19 protein-coding genes are annotated in these 17,728 nt (G+C 61.6%); 10 read left to right on the top strand and 9 right to left on the bottom strand.

Annotated elements, in window-relative coordinates:
• Window positions 1-78: 78 nt before the first annotated feature.
• Window positions 79-675 carry a 2-hydroxychromene-2-carboxylate isomerase gene (locus ACGYK7_RS10190; RefSeq protein ID WP_394401791.1) on the top strand — a complete coding sequence of 199 codons (597 nt, stop codon included), beginning with the start codon at window positions 79-81 and terminating at the stop codon, window positions 673-675.
• The gene (locus tag ACGYK7_RS10185) at window positions 672-1,469 is read left to right on the top strand and encodes an alpha/beta fold hydrolase (protein WP_394401788.1); all 798 of its coding nucleotides are present in this window, start codon (window positions 672-674) and stop codon (window positions 1,467-1,469) included. Before ACGYK7_RS10190 ends, ACGYK7_RS10185 begins: the two co-directional genes overlap by 4 nt.
• 4 nt (window positions 1,470-1,473) lie before the next feature.
• Here ACGYK7_RS10185 and ACGYK7_RS10180 read toward each other — a convergent pair whose 3' ends face one another.
• The 6 genes from ACGYK7_RS10180 to ACGYK7_RS10155 form a co-directional block, all read right to left on the bottom strand.
• Window positions 1,474-2,508 carry a threonine aldolase family protein gene (locus tag ACGYK7_RS10180; RefSeq protein WP_394401785.1) on the bottom strand — a complete coding sequence of 345 codons (1,035 nt, stop codon included), beginning with the start codon at window positions 2,506-2,508 and terminating at the stop codon, window positions 1,474-1,476.
• On the bottom strand, window positions 2,508-2,978 hold the full coding sequence (locus ACGYK7_RS10175; protein WP_394401782.1) for a YcgN family cysteine cluster protein: 471 nt from the start codon (window positions 2,976-2,978) through the stop codon (window positions 2,508-2,510). Before ACGYK7_RS10175 ends, ACGYK7_RS10180 begins: the two co-directional genes overlap by 1 nt.
• Window positions 2,975-3,907, bottom strand: coding sequence for a bifunctional riboflavin kinase/FAD synthetase (locus ACGYK7_RS10170; RefSeq protein WP_394401779.1), 933 nt, complete (start codon window positions 3,905-3,907; stop codon window positions 2,975-2,977). Before ACGYK7_RS10170 ends, ACGYK7_RS10175 begins: the two co-directional genes overlap by 4 nt.
• A 62-nt stretch (window positions 3,908-3,969) precedes the next feature.
• Window positions 3,970-4,413: a MaoC family dehydratase gene (locus ACGYK7_RS10165; RefSeq protein WP_394401776.1), complete on the bottom strand. Its 444-nt coding sequence runs from the start codon at window positions 4,411-4,413 to the stop codon at window positions 3,970-3,972.
• Window positions 4,414-4,502: 89 nt separating this feature from the next.
• On the bottom strand, window positions 4,503-5,375 hold the full coding sequence (locus ACGYK7_RS10160; RefSeq protein ID WP_394401774.1) for a TIGR01459 family HAD-type hydrolase: 873 nt from the start codon (window positions 5,373-5,375) through the stop codon (window positions 4,503-4,505).
• A 50-nt stretch (window positions 5,376-5,425) separates the two neighbouring features.
• Complete coding sequence (locus ACGYK7_RS10155; protein ID WP_394401772.1) at window positions 5,426-6,346, bottom strand: manganese-dependent inorganic pyrophosphatase; 921 nt, start codon at window positions 6,344-6,346, stop codon at window positions 5,426-5,428.
• 198 nt (window positions 6,347-6,544) lie between these two features.
• Here ACGYK7_RS10155 and ACGYK7_RS10150 point away from each other — a divergent pair, with 198 nt between their 5' ends.
• The 3 genes from ACGYK7_RS10150 (at window position 6,545) to groL (ending at window position 9,387) form a co-directional block, all read left to right on the top strand.
• Complete coding sequence (locus ACGYK7_RS10150) at window positions 6,545-7,225, top strand: DUF2161 domain-containing phosphodiesterase (RefSeq protein ID WP_394401769.1); 681 nt, start codon at window positions 6,545-6,547, stop codon at window positions 7,223-7,225.
• A 166-nt stretch (window positions 7,226-7,391) separates the two neighbouring features.
• Window positions 7,392-7,679: a co-chaperone GroES gene (gene groES / locus ACGYK7_RS10145; protein WP_067267338.1), complete on the top strand. Its 288-nt coding sequence runs from the start codon at window positions 7,392-7,394 to the stop codon at window positions 7,677-7,679.
• Window positions 7,680-7,743: 64 nt separating this feature from the next.
• Window positions 7,744-9,387 carry a chaperonin GroEL gene (groL, locus tag ACGYK7_RS10140; protein WP_394401766.1) on the top strand — a complete coding sequence of 548 codons (1,644 nt, stop codon included), beginning with the start codon at window positions 7,744-7,746 and terminating at the stop codon, window positions 9,385-9,387.
• Window positions 9,388-9,487: 100 nt separating this feature from the next.
• Here groL and ACGYK7_RS10135 read toward each other — a convergent pair whose 3' ends face one another.
• Window positions 9,488-9,916 (bottom strand): response regulator, encoded by a 429-nt coding sequence (locus tag ACGYK7_RS10135; protein WP_067267334.1) that lies wholly within the window; start codon window positions 9,914-9,916, stop codon window positions 9,488-9,490.
• A 23-nt stretch (window positions 9,917-9,939) separates the two neighbouring features.
• Window positions 9,940-12,015, bottom strand: a complete 2,076-nt coding sequence (locus tag ACGYK7_RS10130) for an ATP-binding protein (protein WP_394401765.1) — start codon at window positions 12,013-12,015, stop codon at window positions 9,940-9,942.
• A gap of 56 nt (window positions 12,016-12,071) precedes the next feature.
• On the opposite strand from ACGYK7_RS10130, the gene ACGYK7_RS10125 reads away from it, so the two are divergent.
• From ACGYK7_RS10125 to ACGYK7_RS10115, 3 genes are all read left to right on the top strand, one after another.
• Window positions 12,072-13,457 carry an ABC transporter substrate-binding protein gene (locus ACGYK7_RS10125; RefSeq protein ID WP_394401763.1) on the top strand — a complete coding sequence of 462 codons (1,386 nt, stop codon included), beginning with the start codon at window positions 12,072-12,074 and terminating at the stop codon, window positions 13,455-13,457.
• 70 nt (window positions 13,458-13,527) lie between these two features.
• Window positions 13,528-14,277 (top strand): ATP-binding protein, encoded by a 750-nt coding sequence (locus tag ACGYK7_RS10120; protein WP_394401760.1) that lies wholly within the window; start codon window positions 13,528-13,530, stop codon window positions 14,275-14,277.
• Window positions 14,278-14,455: 178 nt separating this feature from the next.
• Window positions 14,456-15,304 (top strand): DMT family transporter, encoded by an 849-nt coding sequence (locus ACGYK7_RS10115; RefSeq protein WP_394401758.1) that lies wholly within the window; start codon window positions 14,456-14,458, stop codon window positions 15,302-15,304.
• Here the strand turns inward: ACGYK7_RS10115 and ACGYK7_RS10110 are convergent.
• Window positions 15,270-15,734, bottom strand: a complete 465-nt coding sequence (locus tag ACGYK7_RS10110; RefSeq protein WP_394401755.1) for an NUDIX domain-containing protein — start codon at window positions 15,732-15,734, stop codon at window positions 15,270-15,272. The genes ACGYK7_RS10115 and ACGYK7_RS10110 overlap by 35 nt on opposite strands.
• Window positions 15,735-15,800: 66 nt before the next feature.
• Between ACGYK7_RS10110 and ACGYK7_RS10105 the strand changes: the two genes are divergently transcribed.
• A complete protein-coding gene (locus ACGYK7_RS10105) occupies window positions 15,801-16,598 on the top strand; it encodes an esterase/lipase family protein (RefSeq protein WP_394401752.1) in 798 nt (265 codons plus the stop codon).
• A complete protein-coding gene (locus tag ACGYK7_RS10100) occupies window positions 16,585-17,727 on the top strand; it encodes an alpha-D-ribose 1-methylphosphonate 5-triphosphate diphosphatase (RefSeq protein WP_394401749.1) in 1,143 nt (380 codons plus the stop codon). Before ACGYK7_RS10105 ends, ACGYK7_RS10100 begins: the two co-directional genes overlap by 14 nt.
• Window position 17,728 lies beyond the last annotated feature (1 nt).

Here is a 17,728-nt window from a genome sequence, read left to right as displayed (position 1 = left end):
TGCAGATTCGTGACGTTGACACCGCTTAGCATGCGCTTACGGTCGGGCAAAGCTGCACCGCCCCCGAAGGAGAGCCAAATGGCCCGGATCGACTATTTTTTCGCAACGCTGTCACCCTATTGCTACCTCGCCGGGAACAGGCTTGAGGCGATTGCCGAAAAGCACGGGGCTGAGATCGTTTACAAACCTTTCGACATCGTGGCCGCATTCCCGCGCACCGGCGGGCTGCCCCCGGCAGAGCGTCATCCCAGCCGGAATGAATACCGCGCCCAAGACCTGCCGCGGCAGGCGCGCAAGCTGGGCCTGCCGTTCAACCTCAAACCCGCGCATTGGCCGACGAATGGCGCGCCCGCGGCCTATGCGGTGATCGCGGCGCAGAATGCGGGCGGGGGCGATTTGGGCAAGCTGACCCATGCCGTCACCCGCGCGGTCTGGGCCGAGGAAAAGGACATCGGCCATGACGATGTGGTCCGCGCCTGCCTGAGCGAAGCGGGGTTCGATCCGGCTCTGGCCGACAGCGGGTTGTTGCAAGGCGCCGAGACCTATGCCGCGAACCTTGAAGAGGCGGTGGCGCAGGGTGTCTTTGGTGCACCGTTCTATATCGTCGGCGATCAGAAGTTTTGGGGGCAGGACCGTTTGGAAGACCTCGATCTGCACCTCGGGGGCAAGCTGTGACCCCAGAGATCAACGCGCGTCGGTTCGGTCACGGCCCGCGCCCGGCCTTGGCGATCCATTGCTCGCTGGCGCATTCCGGCGCGTGGCGGGGGATCGGGGCGGCGCTGTCGGATGAGCTGACCTTGCGTGCTTTCGACCTGCCGATGCACGGGCGGTCGGGCGATTGGGACGGGCAGGGGAATATCCACGACGTGGCGACAGAGATGGCGCTGAGCCTGCTCGAAGCGCCGATGGACCTGATCGGCCATTCCTTTGGGGCGACGGTGGCGATGCGTTTGGCGATCGAGCATCCTGAACTGGTGCGTAGCATTACCCTGATCGAGCCGGTCTATTTCGCCGCCGCCAAACAGGATGATCCCGAGGCGATGGCCGAATACAACGAGCAGAACGCGGCTTTTGAGGCGGCACTGGCTGCGGGGGACGCGGAAACCGCCGCGCGGCTGTTTAACCGCGTTTGGGGCGATGGCACGAAATGGGATCAAATCCCCGCGCCAACCCGCGCCTATATGGTCGACCGCATCGGCTTCATCCCCGCCTCTTCGCCCTTCTTGGGGGAGGATAGCGCGGGGTTGCTGGCGCCGGGCATGTTCGACCGTGCGTCGATGCCCGCGCTTTTGGTCGAAGGCAGCGCCTCTCCCAAGGCGGCCCATGCGATCAACGCGTCGCTGATGCGCCGCTTGCCGGACGCACGGCGCGTCTCGGTCGAGGGGGCAGGGCATATGGTGCCCATTACCCATGCCGCCGAGGTCGCCGAGGCGATCCGCGATTTCCTGAAGGACGTGCCGCTGGCGTAAACGTTTAGAAGTGGCTTAGGAACTGGTCGATCCGCTCACGGCTGATCGACCAGTCGCAGACCATACGCGCCGCGACCATCTCGGCGTCATCGCCGTCGAGCGTGCCGTTCCACAGATAATAGCGCGCGCCTGCTTCGTGCAGCTTGCGGTGAATGGCGCGGGGGAAGCGGGCGAAGATCATGTTCGCCGCAGGCTCATGCAGGAATTCCGCCCCCGCCGCGCGTAGCCCTTGGGCAAGATGGGCTGCATTGGCATTGGCTGTCTTGGCCGTTTCCAACCATGTCCCTTCCGCAAGGTAGCCCGCCATCTGCGCCGAAAGATACCGGTGTTTGGAGAAGAGATGCGCCCCGCGCTTGCGGCGCAACTCGAACTCCCACGCTTTTTGGGGGTCAAAGAACACCACGGCTTCGACGCCCATGCAGCCGTTCTTGGTGCCGCCAAAGCTCACCACATCAACACCCGATTTCCACGTCATCTCAGCCGGGGTGCAGCCCAGTGCCACCAGCGCATTGGCAAAACGCGCGCCGTCCATATGGACGGGCAGGTCGTATTCCTTGGCCACCGCGGTCAGCGCGCGCAGTTCTCCAAGGCTGTGTACCCCGCCGCGTTCCGTCACCTGCGTGATCGACACCGGGCCGCGTTGCGGCGTGTGCACGTCGCCCGCCACCCGCGCGACGATGGCCCGGCGCAGGGCCTCGGGGGTCATCTTGTTTTCGGTCTCCACCAGCGTCAGCTTGGCCGCACCTGCGTAGAACTCGGGCGCGTTGCACTCATCCTCTTCGATATGCGCGACTTTGGAGCAGAAGATCGTCTGCCACGGCTGGGTGTAGCAGGCCAGCGCCAACGCATTGGCCGCGGTGCCGGTGGCGACGAGGTAGACCTCGGCCTCGGGTGCCTCGAACTGCTGCCTGATTTGGTCGCGGACCTCATCCATGATCGGGTCTTTGCCGTAGGGCATCGCGTAGTCCGTATTGGCGGCGATCACGCGCTCCATCACCTTGGGGTGGACGGGGCCGGCATTGTCAGAGGCGAAAAACATTAGGTGGGCTCCTCGATAATATGGTCTTCCCATTCTTCGAACGGGGTATCAAATTCGGACACGGTATCAAATTGCACGCTCACCCCGGCGTCATGCACGCTGTCGGGCGTGCCGGTCTTGAGCGGGTGCCACTCGGGCAGGGGCTTGCCCTCCCAGAGCAGGCGGTAAGCGCAGCTCTGCGGCATCCAATAGGCGTGGGTATCAAGGTTGTCGGGGCGCAGCACGATGCAATCGGGCACGAATTCATGCCGGTTCTCGTAATGCACGCAGCGGCAGCTGCTGTCGTCGAGCAGGCGACAGGCGACGCGGGTCAGGGCCACTTCGCCGCTGTCTTCGTCTTCGAGCTTGTTGAGACAGCATTTGCCGCATCCGTCGCAGAGCGCTTCCCATTCGGTCTGGGACATCTCCGTCAGGGGTTTCTTCTCCCAGAACTTCGGGGTCAGACCCTTGCGGGGGATCGGATCGCTCATAACGCCGCCAGAATGGCCCGGGCGCGGTCGCAGTCCTGCCCCATCTGGCTGATCAGCGCATCGAGGCTGTCAAACTTCTCTTCGCTGCGCAGATGTTCGACCAGACCGACCGAGAGCGGCGCGCCATAAAGGTCGCCTTTGAAGTCAAAGACATAGGTCTCGATATTGGCTTTGTTCTCACCGAACATCGGGCGGGTGCCGATGCTGGCCGCCCCGTGATAGCTGCCCTTATGCGGCCCCTCCAGCACGTCGACCAGCACGGCATAGACGCCGAAGGCGGGCGGGTGCAGGCCGTCGATGGACATATTCGCGGTGGGAAAGCCCAACTCGCGGCCACGCTGCTCGCCCGAGATCACGGGCCCGTCAATACGGTGCCAATGGCCCAGCATGGCGGCGGCTTCGCGTGGCGCGCCGCGGGTCAGTGCCTTGCGGATGGCGGTGGAGGAGACGGTCAGCTCATCGCGCGCCATCAAGGGGGCGATGGTGACGCCAAAGCCATATTGCGCGCCAAAGCGGACCAGATCGTCGGCGGTGCCCGCGCGGCCCTTGCCGAAACAGAAGTCGGCACCGACGACCACATGGGCCAGCCCCAGCCCTTCATGCAGCACGTCGCGGGCAAAAGCCTCGGGCGAGAGGCCCGCAAGCGTGCTGTTGAAGGCCAGTTCATAAAGCCGTTTGACGCCGATCTTTTCCAGCCGATGCGCACGGGCCTCGCGGCCCATCAGACGAAAGGGCGGGGCGTCGGGGGCGAAATATTCGCGGGGATGCGGCTCGAAGGTGACGACGCCAAGGGGCGCGTCGGGGGCCGCCTGCTGCGCCAGTTCGATCACCGACCGGTGGCCAAGGTGCACGCCATCAAAATTGCCGATCGCGGCGGTGGCACCGCGATCTGGCAGGTCGACGAATTGATAATCTCGGATGATCCGCATGCGCCTTGCCTAGCCGTGCTACGGGGCAAGAGCAAGATGCACAGGCGGCGAAAACCGCCCGTTCAGTCCAGCTTGGCCGAGGGGGCGAGGACCGTGGCCTCTCCGGCCAGCACGGGTTTGCCGTCGACCGTACAGCGGCAGTCCATTTTTACGCGGCGTTTGGCGATGTTCATGTCGGTCACGGTGACTTCGGCCAGCACCATATCGCCGGGGCGCACGGGGCCGAGGAATTTGAGCGATTGCCCAAGGTAGATCGTGCCATGACCGGGCAGCTGTTCCCCGATCACCGCCGAGATCAGCCCGGCGGTCAGCATGCCATGGGCGATGCGCCCCTCGAATATCGTCTCGCGGGCATAGTCGTCATCCAGATGCACCGGGTTGCGGTCGGTCGAGACCTGCGCGAAAAGTTCGATATCCATATCGGTCACGACCTTGCGCAGATGGCGCGACATGCCGACTTCGATATCTTCGATGCAGATCGTCCCGCGTAGCATATTGTCCAACATGACGGCTCCCTGGTAACAAAGTGACGCTAGTCTGCGCCGAGTTGCAACTTTATTGCTTCGCAGCCGCAGAAAATCAACCTCTTTCTGGGTTAGCGCAGGAACCCGATGGCATAGGTCGGGGCCGATGCTTCGCGGTCGAGATAGGCGCGGAGTTTGGCTTCGTCTGGCTGCTCGGTCGTGGCGGTTTCCGCCGCGGCCAGCCCCCCGGTGATGAAGAGCGAATCGATTCCTTCGTCCATCGCGCCTTTGACATCTGTCTGAATGCCGTCGCCGATAGCGAGGATGCGACTGTCGGGGATGTCGACCTCAAGCGCGGCAAGGCGGCGGCGGGCGAGGTCATAGATCGGGGCGTGGGGCTTGCCGAAATAGAGGCTTTCGCCCCCCATTTCCGTATAGAGCTTGGCCAGCGCCCCGGCGCACCATTCGCGCACCTCGCCCCGGTCGACCACGATATCGGGGTTGGCGCAGAGCAGCTTCAGCCCGCGGGCGATGGCCTGCTCAAACTCGGGGCGCATAACCTCCGGATCGGCCATGGCATCGACGGGGCCGGTGCAGACGATGCCCTCGGCCTGCGCCAGCGGGACGGTCTCGATCTCGATCGGGTCTTTCAGAATGGTCAGCGGTTCGAAAAACTTGCGCTCTCCGGGATGGCCGATGAACCAGACCTTTTCGCCCACGGCCCCCCGGAACATCGCCGAGCGCGCGGAATCGCCGGAGGTGGCGATGCTGTCCCATGCGTCTTGCGGCACGCCGAATTGCTGCAACTGTTTCTCCACGCCCCCGCGGGGGCGGGGGGAGTTGGTGACCAAGACGACCTTGCCGCCGGTCTTGCGATAGGCCTGCAAGGCCGCCACCGCCGCGGGCAGCGCTTTGCGCCCGTCATGCACGCAGCCCCAAAGATCGACGAAAAGCGCGTCATATTGATCGGATACGTCGGGCAGGGCAGAGATAATGCGGGTCATGGGGCGGCCTTTCAAAAAGTGAGGGCGGGCACTTGGCCCGCCCGTTTGGCTTACATCTTGAGGTTCGGGATGATCTGCTTTTTGCGGCTCATCACACCGGGCAGCACGACCGTGTCGCCGGAGACCTCAGCGCCGAAGCTCTGCTCGGCGATGTGTTTGACCATGTCGTTGGGCACCAAAAGGGTCGCCTCTTCTTTCAGAATGTCGACGATGAACAAAAGCACCTGCGCGGCACCGTCGGCTTCGGCCACTTTGGGCATCTCGGCCATCAGCGCGTCCTTACGCTCCAACAGCGGCGCGGGGGAGGTGGTTTCCAACACACTCACGCGCAGGTTGGTGCCGTCAAGGTCGAAGCCCTTGCTGTCCATGCGCAGCAGTTCCGCTTCGCTGAAGGCAGAGACATCAGATTTCGCGGCGAACATTTCGGCCGCGTAATCCGTGATATCGACGCCGAGATCCTGCGCAATGTCATGGGCGATGGCGCGGTCTTCCTGGGTGGTGGTGGGGCTGCGGAACTCAAGCGTGTCCGACAGGATGCAGGACAGGGCCGCGGCCTTTACCCCGCGCGGGGCCTGCGCCCAATCCTTGCCGATCATCTTGTACATGATCGTCGCGGTGCAGGCGAGCGGCTGGATGTTGATCTCGATTGGGCCGCGTGTCTCAAGCCCTGCCACCAGACGGTGGTGGTCAATGATGCCGGTGATGTCGGCGTCATTGATGTTGTCGGGCAGTTCGGCGGGGTTGTTGGTGTCGACGATGACAACCTTGGTGTCGGCCTCAAGCTCAGTCAGGATTTCGGGCTTTTCGAGGTTCCATTTGTCGAGCACGAAGAGCGCTTCGGTATTCGGCTCGCCCAGCAGGACGGGTTTGGCGGGGATGCCTTTGATCTCATTGAGATACCATGCCCAAACGATCGGGCTGCCGGTGCTGTCGGTGTCGGGGGATTTATGGCCAAAAACAAGCGTTGTCATGGGGCGGTCCTGTCTGTTCGGGTGGATTTGCGCGCCTTATAGCAGGTTGAATAGGCTTGTCACCTGCGCGCGCTGCAATGCGGCATTGCGCGGGAGGGCAGGAGCCCCGGCCCGCGTGCGTTTCCTTGCGGATAGCGCGGCGTTTTCAAGCTGCGACGCCCTTTGCATAGCGCCGCGCGATGGGGCAAGTTGCGCGCCATGAGCAATCCGCGCGAAACCGATCTTTACCCGCCGATCAAAGCCTTCCTTGAAGATCAGGGCTATGTGGTGAAGGCCGAAGTCGGCGCGGCGGATGTGGTCGCGCTGCGCGGGGGGGAACCGCCGGTGGTGGTGGAACTGAAACTCGGCTTTTCGTTGGCGCTGTTCCATCAATGTCTGGCGCGGTTGAAAGTGGCGGATGATGTCTATCTGGCCGTGGCCCGTCAACCGGGCAAACGCTTTGCCAAGGCGGTGAAGGACAACGTCACGCTGGCGCGGCGGTTGGGGCTGGGGCTAATCACCGTGCGGCTGTCGGATGGGCTGGTCGAGGTGCATTGCGATCCCGGCCCCTATGCGCCGCGCAAGAATGCCAAACGGGCGGCGCTGCTCTTGCGCGAGTTTGCCCGGCGGCAGGGCGATCCGAACGACGGTGGCCAAATCCGCGCGGGGTTGGTGACGGCTTACCGACAGGATGCGCTGAAGCTCGCGCTCTACCTGTTTGAGGCGGGCGCCAGCAAAGGCGCGGATGTGGCCCGCGCGACCGGCGTCTCGGCGGCGACCCGCATGATGCGGGACGATCACTATGGTTGGTTTGAAAAGGTCGACAAAGGCATATACGGGCTGACCCCAAAGGGGGGCGAGGCCGTGGCGACTGCGGGGCGCGTTTTGGGGGCCGGGTAATGGTTCCAATGCGCTCAAAATTTTTCGACACCATTGTTGACAGGCCGCGGGCCGCTCCTTAGCTATGCATCGTTATCACTCACATGGGTCGAGTGCTAACGGCTGCACCCCTCGCCCGGAGGGGGTGGCTTGGAAGAGTAACTTTGAGCCTTAAGGAGCTGCAAAGATGGCATTGAAACCGCTTCATGACCGTGTGCTGGTCAAGCGCACAGAAAGCGAAGAGAAAACCGCCGGCGGGCTGATCATCCCCGATTCCGCCAAGGAAAAGCCTTCCGAAGGTGAAGTCGTGGCTGTCGGCACCGGCGCCCGTAAAGACAACGGCGAGCTGATCGAAATGGCCGTCGCACCCGGCGACAAAATCCTGTTCGGCAAATGGTCCGGCACAGAGGTCACCGTCGACGGCGAAGAAATGCTGATGATGAAAGAAAGCGACATCATGGGGATCATCGCGTAAGCCACCCGGCTTGCCGACCCTTTGAAAACGCTGACATCAATCCAAGATTTTAGGAGAAGACAACATGGCTGCTAAGGACGTCAAATTTGACACCGATGCCCGCAACCGGATGCTCAAGGGTGTTAACATCCTTGCCGACGCGGTGAAAGTCACCCTCGGCCCCAAGGGCCGGAACGTGGTTCTGGACAAATCCTTCGGCGCACCGCGCATCACCAAAGACGGTGTTTCCGTGGCGAAGGAAATCGAACTGGAAGACAAGTTCGAGAACATGGGCGCGCAGATGGTCAAGGAAGTCGCTTCCCGGACCAATGACGAAGCCGGTGACGGCACCACCACCGCGACCGTTCTGGCCCAGGCCATCGTGCGCGAAGGCATGAAATCGGTTGCCGCTGGCATGAACCCGATGGACCTCAAGCGCGGGATTGATCTGGCGACTGCCAAGGTCGTCGAGGCGATCAAAGCCGCTGCACGCGACGTGTCCGACAGCGACGAAGTCGCGCAGGTTGGCACCATCTCCGCCAACGGCGAGCGTGAAATCGGCCGCCAGATCGCGGATGCGATGCAGAAAGTCGGCAACGAAGGCGTGATCACCGTCGAAGAGAACAAAGGTCTGGAAACCGAGACCGATGTCGTCGAAGGCATGCAGTTCGACCGTGGCTACCTGAGCCCCTATTTCGTCACCAACTCCGACAAGATGACTGTCGAGCTGGAAGACGCGATCATCCTGCTGCACGAGAAGAAACTGTCGAGCCTTCAGCCGATGGTGCCGCTGCTCGAGCAGGTAATCCAGTCCCAGAAGCCGCTTCTGATCATCGCCGAAGACGTTGAGGGCGAAGCCCTGGCGACCCTCGTGGTGAACAAGCTGCGTGGCGGTCTGAAAATTGCTGCTGTGAAGGCGCCGGGCTTCGGTGACCGTCGCAAAGCGATGCTGCAAGACCTCGCGGTTCTGACCGGTGGTCAAGTGATCTCCGAAGACCTCGGCATGAAGCTCGAGTCCGTGACCATGGACATGCTGGGTTCGGCCAAGAAAGTGTCGATCACCAAGGACGAGACCACCGTTGTCGACGGCGCTGGCGAGAAGGCCGAGATCGAAGCACGTGTTGCTCAGATCCGCAACCAGATCGAAGAGACCACCTCCGACTACGACCGTGAGAAGCTGCAAGAGCGTGTTGCCAAACTGGCAGGCGGTGTTGCCGTGATCCGCGTTGGCGGCATGACCGAAGTCGAAGTGAAAGAGCGCAAAGACCGCGTTGACGACGCCCTGAACGCGACACGTGCCGCTGTTCAAGAAGGCATCGTCGTTGGCGGTGGTGTGGCTCTGGTGCAAGGCGCCAAGAAGCTGGAAGGCCTCACAGGCGACAACAACGACCAGAACGTCGGTATCTCCATCGTCCGCAAGGCGCTGGAAGCGCCGCTGCGTCAGATCGCTGAGAACGCTGGTGTGGACGGTTCGGTTGTTGCTGGCAAAATCCGCGAAAGCGACGACCTGAAGTTCGGCTTCAACGCCCAGACCGAAGAATATGGCGACATGTTCAAGTTCGGCGTCATCGACCCTGCGAAAGTGGTGCGCACCGCACTGCAAGACGCAGCTTCGATCGCAGGTCTGCTGATCACCACCGAAGCGATGGTTGCCGACAAGCCCGCCAAAGAGGGCGCAGCCCCCGCAGGCGGCATGCCCGACATGGGCGGCATGGGCGGCATGATGTAAGCCAGCCCTTTCGGCTGAAGTTTCGGAGGCGCGCCAGCAATGGCGCGCCTCTTTGCGTTCACCGGGGCTGCCATCTGTGGCTTGTCCGGTTCTGATCGGGTCAACTGGGCAGCTCTACGATCCGCGCATAGGTGTTCAGCATGTCGAGCGCATTGGCAAAGGTCTCTGACGGGTTCTCCTTCACGATATAGCCCGCGACATTTTTGCTATAGGCCGATTGCACGTCCGTGGGCATATCGGAGGTGGTGAAGACGAAAACCACCATACGCTCCAAGGCGGGATCGGCCCGGACGACTTCCAAAAATTCAAGCCCGCCCATGCGCGGCATATTCAGGTCGAGCGTGATGATATAGGGTGGCAAACGCCCATGCCGTTTCACTTCCTCTGCCAAAAACTCAAGCGCTTGTTGTCCGTCATGGCAAACCGCCGTCTCGTTAACGATCTTCAACTTGCGCATTGCGCGTTGCATGGCCATCACGCTGACTTTGTCATCATCGACGATAAGAAATTTCGCGGGCGTCGTTTTCATCCGATATTCCTTTCCGACTTCTTTCACGCGGCCGCCGCCACGGGCAGGGTTTGAGGCGGTGGTAAAACCAAGGGAAGTTCGACCACAAAGGTTGCGCCGCGCGCTTTGATGGGATTGGAAATTAGCGTGACCTTGCCTTTTTGGTGGGACGCGAGCTTGCTCACGATGGCAAGGCCCAGGCCGCTCCCCTCGACTTCATCGCGGGGTTTAAGGGTTTGGAACAGTTCGAATATTTTCCCCTGGTGTCGAAGCTCTATGCCCGGCCCATCATCGCGGATGGTCAAAACCAGACGGTCCCGCCTCTTTTCCGCACTGATATGGATCGTCCCATGATCCCGGTCATGGTGTTTGATCGCATTCGAGATGAGATTGCCCAAGATTTGCTGCAAGGGTGTGAGTTGCGCATCGACGACCTGCTCCGCCCCGGTAAAGGTGACTTTGAAACGGCCTTCGGTATCGATGTAGCGGGCGAGCTCGGCAACCAAACGGCCAAGATGCACGGGCTCCGGCGCAGGCTGGTCCTGCCCTGCGCGAGCGTAGTCCAAAAGATCGGCCAAAAGACGGTTTAGCCGGTCGATCCGTTGTTGAGACATCAGCAAATAACTTCGGCTATCGGCGCTTAGCGCGTTGTCCTCGTCCTCCAGCACCCAAAGGCTCAATTCATGCACAGCCCGGAGGGGTGAACGCAGGTCGTGCGCAGCGATATAGGCGAATTTCTCCAGTTCGATATTCGAGCGCCGCAGCTCCTCCGCCGTGGTGCGGAAGACGGTCAACGCGCGCGCCATCTCTCCAAGTTCGTCCCGGCCTCTCACGGTAATCGGATGGTCGAGGTTCCCCCGAGCGATCGCGGTCACTGACTCGGTCAAGCGTCTGATGCGCCGGTTAAACTGCCGTTCGATAACCAAGCCGTTGGTCAGAGCAATCACGAGGAAAGCAGCGGCGATGGTGAGGCCCACCGTCCAAATGACCCGGTTGATGGTATCCCGTAGAGCCGCCGTCGCAGCATCCACCCGTTCTAGGGTATTCTGGGTCAGATCGGAGGAAATATCGGAGATTTCCACGATCATGGGCAAGTGTTCCGCGCGCAGCGTTTCAAAGTTGTTGTGAAACTGCAGGCGGGCCTTTGTATGGGCGAAAAAACCGGTTTCGGGGCCAAGCAGTTCGTCGCGCAGGGCATCAATTTGGCGGGCTAGTGACTGCCTGCTGGCCGTATCGTGGATGCGTGGTAATCGAGTGATGGCATCCTGAAGATGTTCTTCGACAAGCAGTTTCGCACGCTCGAATTGAAAGGGTTGGTTTTCTAACCCCTGCGACATAACGACGTTGATGAGCGTATCGAGACTGAGCCGAATGTCATTCAAATTGACCGCACTTAACAGCAGGTCTGGAAAGCGGGACGTAGGATTTTGGATCTGGCCGGAGCTCGGAGGCCTAAAAGCTTCGGTTTGCCTTGAAAGCCGATAGGCCAGGTCATCAATCATGATGTGACTATGCTCTTGAATTTGCTCGACTAGATCGAGAGTCGATGCGATCTTTGCCTCCGCATGCCGCATCTCCTGAAGGCTGACAACCGTCGCATTCGTCGCGCGCCGCGCCATCTCCAGACGCTTTTCCAACCGGGCTGCCAAGGGGGGCGCGATCTCCGACCTCGACACGTCATCTAAGAGCTTGGAGATCTTGCTTATCTTTGCCCCGATTTCCCGGCTGAGAGCGGAGGATGAGGCGGCGTTACCTTGTTGATTTAACTGTTCTATTAAAAGAAATACGCCATTCAATGACCGCTCGATCTGTTGGGACACGGCCAACATCGGCAGCGCTGCTTGGCTTAGGTGAGCATGGCTGGCCAAGACAGCGCGCATTTGCCCTGTAGCAATCCAACCCGCCAGACCAATGATAGCGGCTACGAGAAGAAATGCCGCCCGGAGCCGGGTGCTGATGCGGCTGCCGAAAAGTTGTAGCAGTCGCCAAGGTAGATGCATCGTTTTCATGTCATCTGAATAGCGGGGACCGATTAACGCAATGTTAATCGCCTTGGCCTTAAACCAGCAGCTAGAGGGGACGATGTCCCGGCAGCGGATCGGAGGATTGAACCGTGTCATGCGGGCGCAGGTTAACAAGGCGAAAGTTTTCTATCGGTTTGGGAGCCGGAGTCAGCATGCTGATCGCCGCACCGGCGCTTGGGGAGGCAATCGATATAAAGGTGGCCGCGCAGGTCCGCAATTTGGGAGGTAGCGGCAAGACGCTTTCGGTTCTGTTGCCAGAAGGGTCGCGGGCCAATCTGGAGCCGGTCGCAAAGGTCTTTACAGAACGGACCGGGGTCGAGGTCGACTTGCAAGAAGTCCATGTCGATCAGATCAACGCGGAGCTGATGCTCAATAGTGTGCTTGGGGAGGCGCGATATGACGTGGCTTTGCCCGCGACTTTTGGTGTTGCAGACCTCGTGGCCGCAGGTGCGGTCCATGCTTTGGATGGCTTCGCCGCACGCTATGAACCGCCGGGGTTTCGCGATCCTATGCTGTACCAAGAAGGAGATAGGTTCGACGGTAAAACCTATGGTTTTCAAACAGATGGCGACGCCTATCTGATGTTCTACCATCGCGATATGCTTCGCGATCCAGAGGAACAAGCGCGTTACGCCGATCGTTTCGGCTATCCACTTGTTCAGCCAAAAACTTGGGAGGAATTGGACCGGCAAATCCGGTTTTTTCATGCACCAGAGGCCGGTCGATATGGTGGGCTGTTGTTCCGCACGCCGGGGTATCTCGCATGGGAATGGTGGGTGCGGTTTCACGCCAAAGGCTATTGGCCGCTGACCCCCGATATGACCCCGCAAATCGCAGATGACCCGGGTGTGGCGGCGCTGGAGGAGTTGATTGCGATTACGGACTGCCTTGCGCCCGAAACCTCAAGCCTTGGACTGTTTGGAAATTGGGCGCGCTACGCGAAGGGTGATGTCTTTTGCAACATTGGCTGGGGCGGAACACAGAAATTCCTTAACTCTCCTCGATCGTCGATGCGCGGACGGATGGTCTATGGGCCAACCCCCGGGGGGCAGTTGGGGGAGGAATTGCTCGAGATCCCCTATTTCAATTGGGGATGGAGCTTTGTCATCAGCGCGGCATCGACCCAAAAAGAACTCGCCTACCTATTCGCCCTCTTCGCGGTCACGCCGGCAATGTCGACACTCGCCGTTCGACAGCCGGATGGGTTTTTCGACCCTTTTCGTCATGAGCACTACAGTGACCTGGGGGTAGAGGCGGCCTATTCAAAATCCTTTCTTGAGGTGCATCGCGCGGCGCTTAAACGGGCGATTCCGGATTTTTATCTGAAAGGACAGTCTGAGTATTTCCAAACATTGGGGAGGGGATTGGATAAGGCGCTTCAGGGCGGGGTTTCGCCGAAAATGGCTCTGACCCGGGTGGCACAGCAATGGCAGCTGATCACCAGCCGGGTTGGTCGCGAAAGGCAAATACAAAGGTGGGCGCGTCTGCGTGCGAAATATCCGGCCGAGGCGCGTCGACTCCTGAGGGAGATCGCTTGATGGAGCCGCTAGTTTTAGTTCGCGCGCCCGGGGTAGTTCGCTCACGCGCCGATCGCTGGGAGATCGCGATATGACGCAGCGGCTGTTAAAGCTACCTGCAGGCCATAAGCTACCCTCGCGCGAACCGCCGCAGCCTCCCGGGGCGGATGCTGAGGAATTTATCCATTTGGTGAGCCACGATCTGCGCGGCTCCATTCGCGCGTTGTTGGAACTGCCTGAATGGATCGCCGAGGATATTGAGGACGCGGGGCTGGAGGTAAGCCCTGCGGTCCACAGTTCCATCGCCTTGATGATGCGGCATACGCGGCGGTTGGATCGGATGCTGGTCGACCTGCTTCAATACTCGCGCGCCGGAAGGGGCCGCAATGTGTCTGAGGTTGAGCTTCGGCAGGCCTTTGATGCCGCGGTAGAGGAAGTCGGGCTGCCGAAGGGTTTTGAGATTGACCACTACTTTGGGTGCGATTGTGTCCGCGTTGACGAACAGGACTTGCACAGTCTCTTCGCCGCATTGATTGGAAACGCGATCAAGCATCATGATCGGTGTTCCGGGCGGGTCGAGGTGGTTGTTAAAACCGAAGGGGCGGCCATGATAGTTACCGTTTCCGATGATGGGCCGGGAATACCGCCGCGATATCATGAGCGTGTCTTCCAGCCGATGACAACATTGCGATCGCGCGATGAAGTCGAGGGGTCGGGCTTGGGGCTGGCCTTGGTTCGCAAAATCGCGACGGCCTATAGGGGCCATGCCGGTTTGATATCCACGGGGGCCGGGCGTGGTACGACTGTATCCGTGCGTATGGAGGGGGTGGCAATGAAGTAGCAACCGCGGAGAGCCAAGACATTCCCACTGGCGCCATTAAAGTCATCCAAGGCTCGCACCACTCTATCCGTCCAAGCCAGCCGACGCGAAGGAGGAGATCATCACGACCCAGTTAGGGCACGATGCAAAATTCAATCCGCGCTTGGCGCGGCTGGTGAGGGCGGCTAAGCGATATGGCATGCAGCTTTTTCTTCTTTCCGCTCTCACCATGTGCGCTTTTGCGGCGAACTCGATTTTAACCCGGATGGCCGTCGACGGCGGGCATATCGATCCGGCGGGCTTTGCTCTTGTTCGGGTCGGGGCGGGGGCTTTGGTCTTGGCAGTGATGGTTGCGCTGCGGGGCGGGCGGCTGCCGCTTTTGCGACGCAACAGGATCGGTGGGGCCGTGAGCCTGGCTGTCTATATGATCGGGTTCAGTCTGGCGTATCTGACGTTGGACGCGGGGCTCGGGGCGCTCATTCTCTTCGGCGTGGTGCAGATCACCATGTTCACCTACGCCGCTTTGACTGGCGCGGCGCCCACCGCGCGGCAGATCACGGGTGCTGCGGCGGCTTTTGCGGGATTGGTTTTGGCCCTTTGGCCGGATGGGCAGGGTTCCACGAATCCAATCGGCGCCGGGCTGATGGTGCTAGCGGGGATCGGCTGGGCCGCCTATACGATCATCGGTCGCAGAACTGGCGATCCGCTGGCAGCGACTTCGGCGAACTTTTTGCTGTGCTTGCCGTTCATGCTCATCCTGCCTGCTTTTGCGGGGGCGCATTTCAGCGTGACGGGGCTTTTGTTGGGCGCGCTGTGTGGTGGGGTGACCTCGGGCCTCGGCTATGCCCTGTGGTATGCGGTGCTGACGCGGATCGACGGAGGCACGGCGGCGGTGGCGCAGCTGAGCGTGCCGATCATCGCGATTCTCGCCGGGGCGCTGCTGCTGGGGGAGCCGCTGAACTTGACGCTTGTCCTCGCAACGGCCTTGGTTTTGGGCGGGATCGCCTGGGCGATCAGCGCAAAATCGGCTCCAACGGATCGTAGGTGATTGCCGCCTCCTCGGGGCCAAAGGCGACCGTGCCGAGGCTATCGGGCTTGTGCGGGACTTGTGCCAGTTCCGCTTGAGTGACCCATTGATGCCGCGTGACGATGGCTTCCCGGTCTTGCCATTCGGGGGCGATTTGGGCGGATCCGAGGATGTGGCATCTGAAATAGATGTCCACCTGATGGAAATCGCCGCCGGGGTCGTGGAACTCATTAACCAGACAGGGCGCGCCGACCGAGATCGTGAGGCCCGTTTCCTCAAAAACCTCGCGGCGCAGGTTGTCGGGGAGGGAGGCACCGGCCTCTACCCCACCGCCGGGGGCGCACATCAGGCCGAGCCGATCATCGGCATAGGCGTTGACCAGCAGCAGCCGGCCTTCGTGCACCAGCACGGCGCGGGCGGCCAATCGAGGGCAAGGGCGGGGCATCGGCATACTTTCGTCAGGTAACGCGCCAAGACCATTTCACAGTCCGGGCAATCAGTCTATCTGGAGGGCATGATGAGAACTTTCACCCTGCTGATTGCCGCGATCTGTTTGGCAATCCCCCTGCCTGCCGCGGCCGAAAACGCGGCGGGGCGCTGTGTTGTTTTGCTGCATGGGCTGGCCCGGACTGAGATGTCTTTTGCCGTGATGGAAGCCGCCTTGGCCGCCGAAGGCTACCGCGTGGTGCGCCCGGGCTACCCTTCGACCGAGGCCAATATCGCGGAACTGGCCAAACAGACCCTGCCGCGCGCGATTGACGCCTGCGGCACCGCGCGGATTGATTTCGTGACCCATTCCATGGGCGGTATTCTGGTGCGCAAATGGGTGGCCGAGGCCGGGGCCGACCGGGTCGGGCGCGTGGTGATGCTGGGGCCGCCCAATCACGGAAGCGAGGTGGTGGACGAACTGGTCGAGAACCCCGCCTTCGAGTGGTTGAACGGCCCCGCGGGGGCCGAGATCGGCACCGATGCCGAGGCGCTGCCGAACCAATTGCCGCCGGTCCCTTTCGAGTTGGGCGTGATTGCCGGGTCACAGTCGCTCAACCCCTATTTTTCCAGCCTTTTGCCGGGGCCGGATGACGGGAAAGTCTCGGTCGCCTCGACCCGTGTGGCGGGGATGAAAGACCATATCGTTCTGCCGGTGACCCATACGTTCATGATGAACAACCCGCGCGTCATCGCGCAGACCATGGCCTTTCTGAAAACCGGCCGTTTCGACCGGTCGATGACCTTTATCGACGGGGTCTTGAATGCGATCGGCTGCCCCGAAGCGGGCTGCCTGCCTGGGTTGGGAGGGGACGATGCCAAACCTTGATCTCGTCAACGCAGAGGTGCTTCACCCCGAGGGGCTGAGCCGCGCGCCGCTGTCTTTTGCCGGTGGGGTGATTGCCGATGCCCCGGTGGGGCGGCCTGTCGATCTGACCGGCTTTCAGGTCTTGCCGGGGATCGTCGATCTGCATGGCGACGCGTTTGAGCGGCATCTGGCTCCGCGTCGCGGGGCGATGAAGCAACTGTCCGAAGGGTTGGTCGCGGCGGAGGCGGAGCTTGCGGCCAATGGCATGACCACCGCGGTCTTGGCCCAATTCGTCAGCTGGGAAGGTGGGCTGCGGGGGCTGGCGTTTGCCGATCAGGTCTTTAGCGGCATCCGCGACACCGCGCCGGAGTTGGTCACCGACATCCGCCCGCAGCTGCGGTTCGAGACCCATATGCTCGACCTCTACGACAGTCTGCCGCAGCGCATGGCGGAGTGGGGCGTGGGCTATGTGGTGTTCAACGATCACTTGGCGCATGACCGTTTGGCGGCCGGTAAGACCCCGAAACGGCTGGTCGGGCAGGCGCTAAAGGCCGGGCGCAGTCCGGAGAGCCATTTGGCGCAGATGCAGGAGATGCACGCGCGGCGCGACGAGGTGCCCGCGGCGCTGGACGGGCTCTGCGCGGAACTGGCGCAGCGGGGCGTCAAGATGGGCAGCCATGACGACCAGACCGCCGAGGGCCGCGCCCTTTGGCGGGCGCGGGGCGTGACGCTGGCGGAATTCCCCGAAACGCAGGAAGCCGCCGAGGCTGCGCATGGGGCGGGAGATGCGGTCATCATGGGCGCGCCCAATGTGGTGCGCGGCGGGTCGCACAACGGCAACCTTTCGGCGCTGGACCTGATCAGCATGGGGCTCTGTCATGCGCTGGCGTCGGATTATCATTACCCCTCGCCGCGCCGCGCCGCCCTGATGCTGGCGCAGAGCGGGTTGCTGGACCTTGCGGGCGCTTGGGCGCTGGTCTCATCCGGGCCGGCGCAGGTGCTGGGGCTTTCGGATCGCGGCACGCTGGCGCCCGGCAAACGCGCCGATATCGTCGTCTTGGACAAGGCCACGGGCCGCGTCGCCGCCACTTTCGCGGCGGGGCAGGTGAGCTTCATGTCCGGCGCAGTGGCGGAACGGTTCTTTGGCTGAC

It is taken from the genome of Sulfitobacter sp. 1A15299, assembly GCF_043556915.1.
Lineage (GTDB): Bacteria > Pseudomonadota > Alphaproteobacteria > Rhodobacterales > Rhodobacteraceae > Sulfitobacter.
This window is presented reverse-complemented; position numbering and strand designations above follow the sequence as displayed.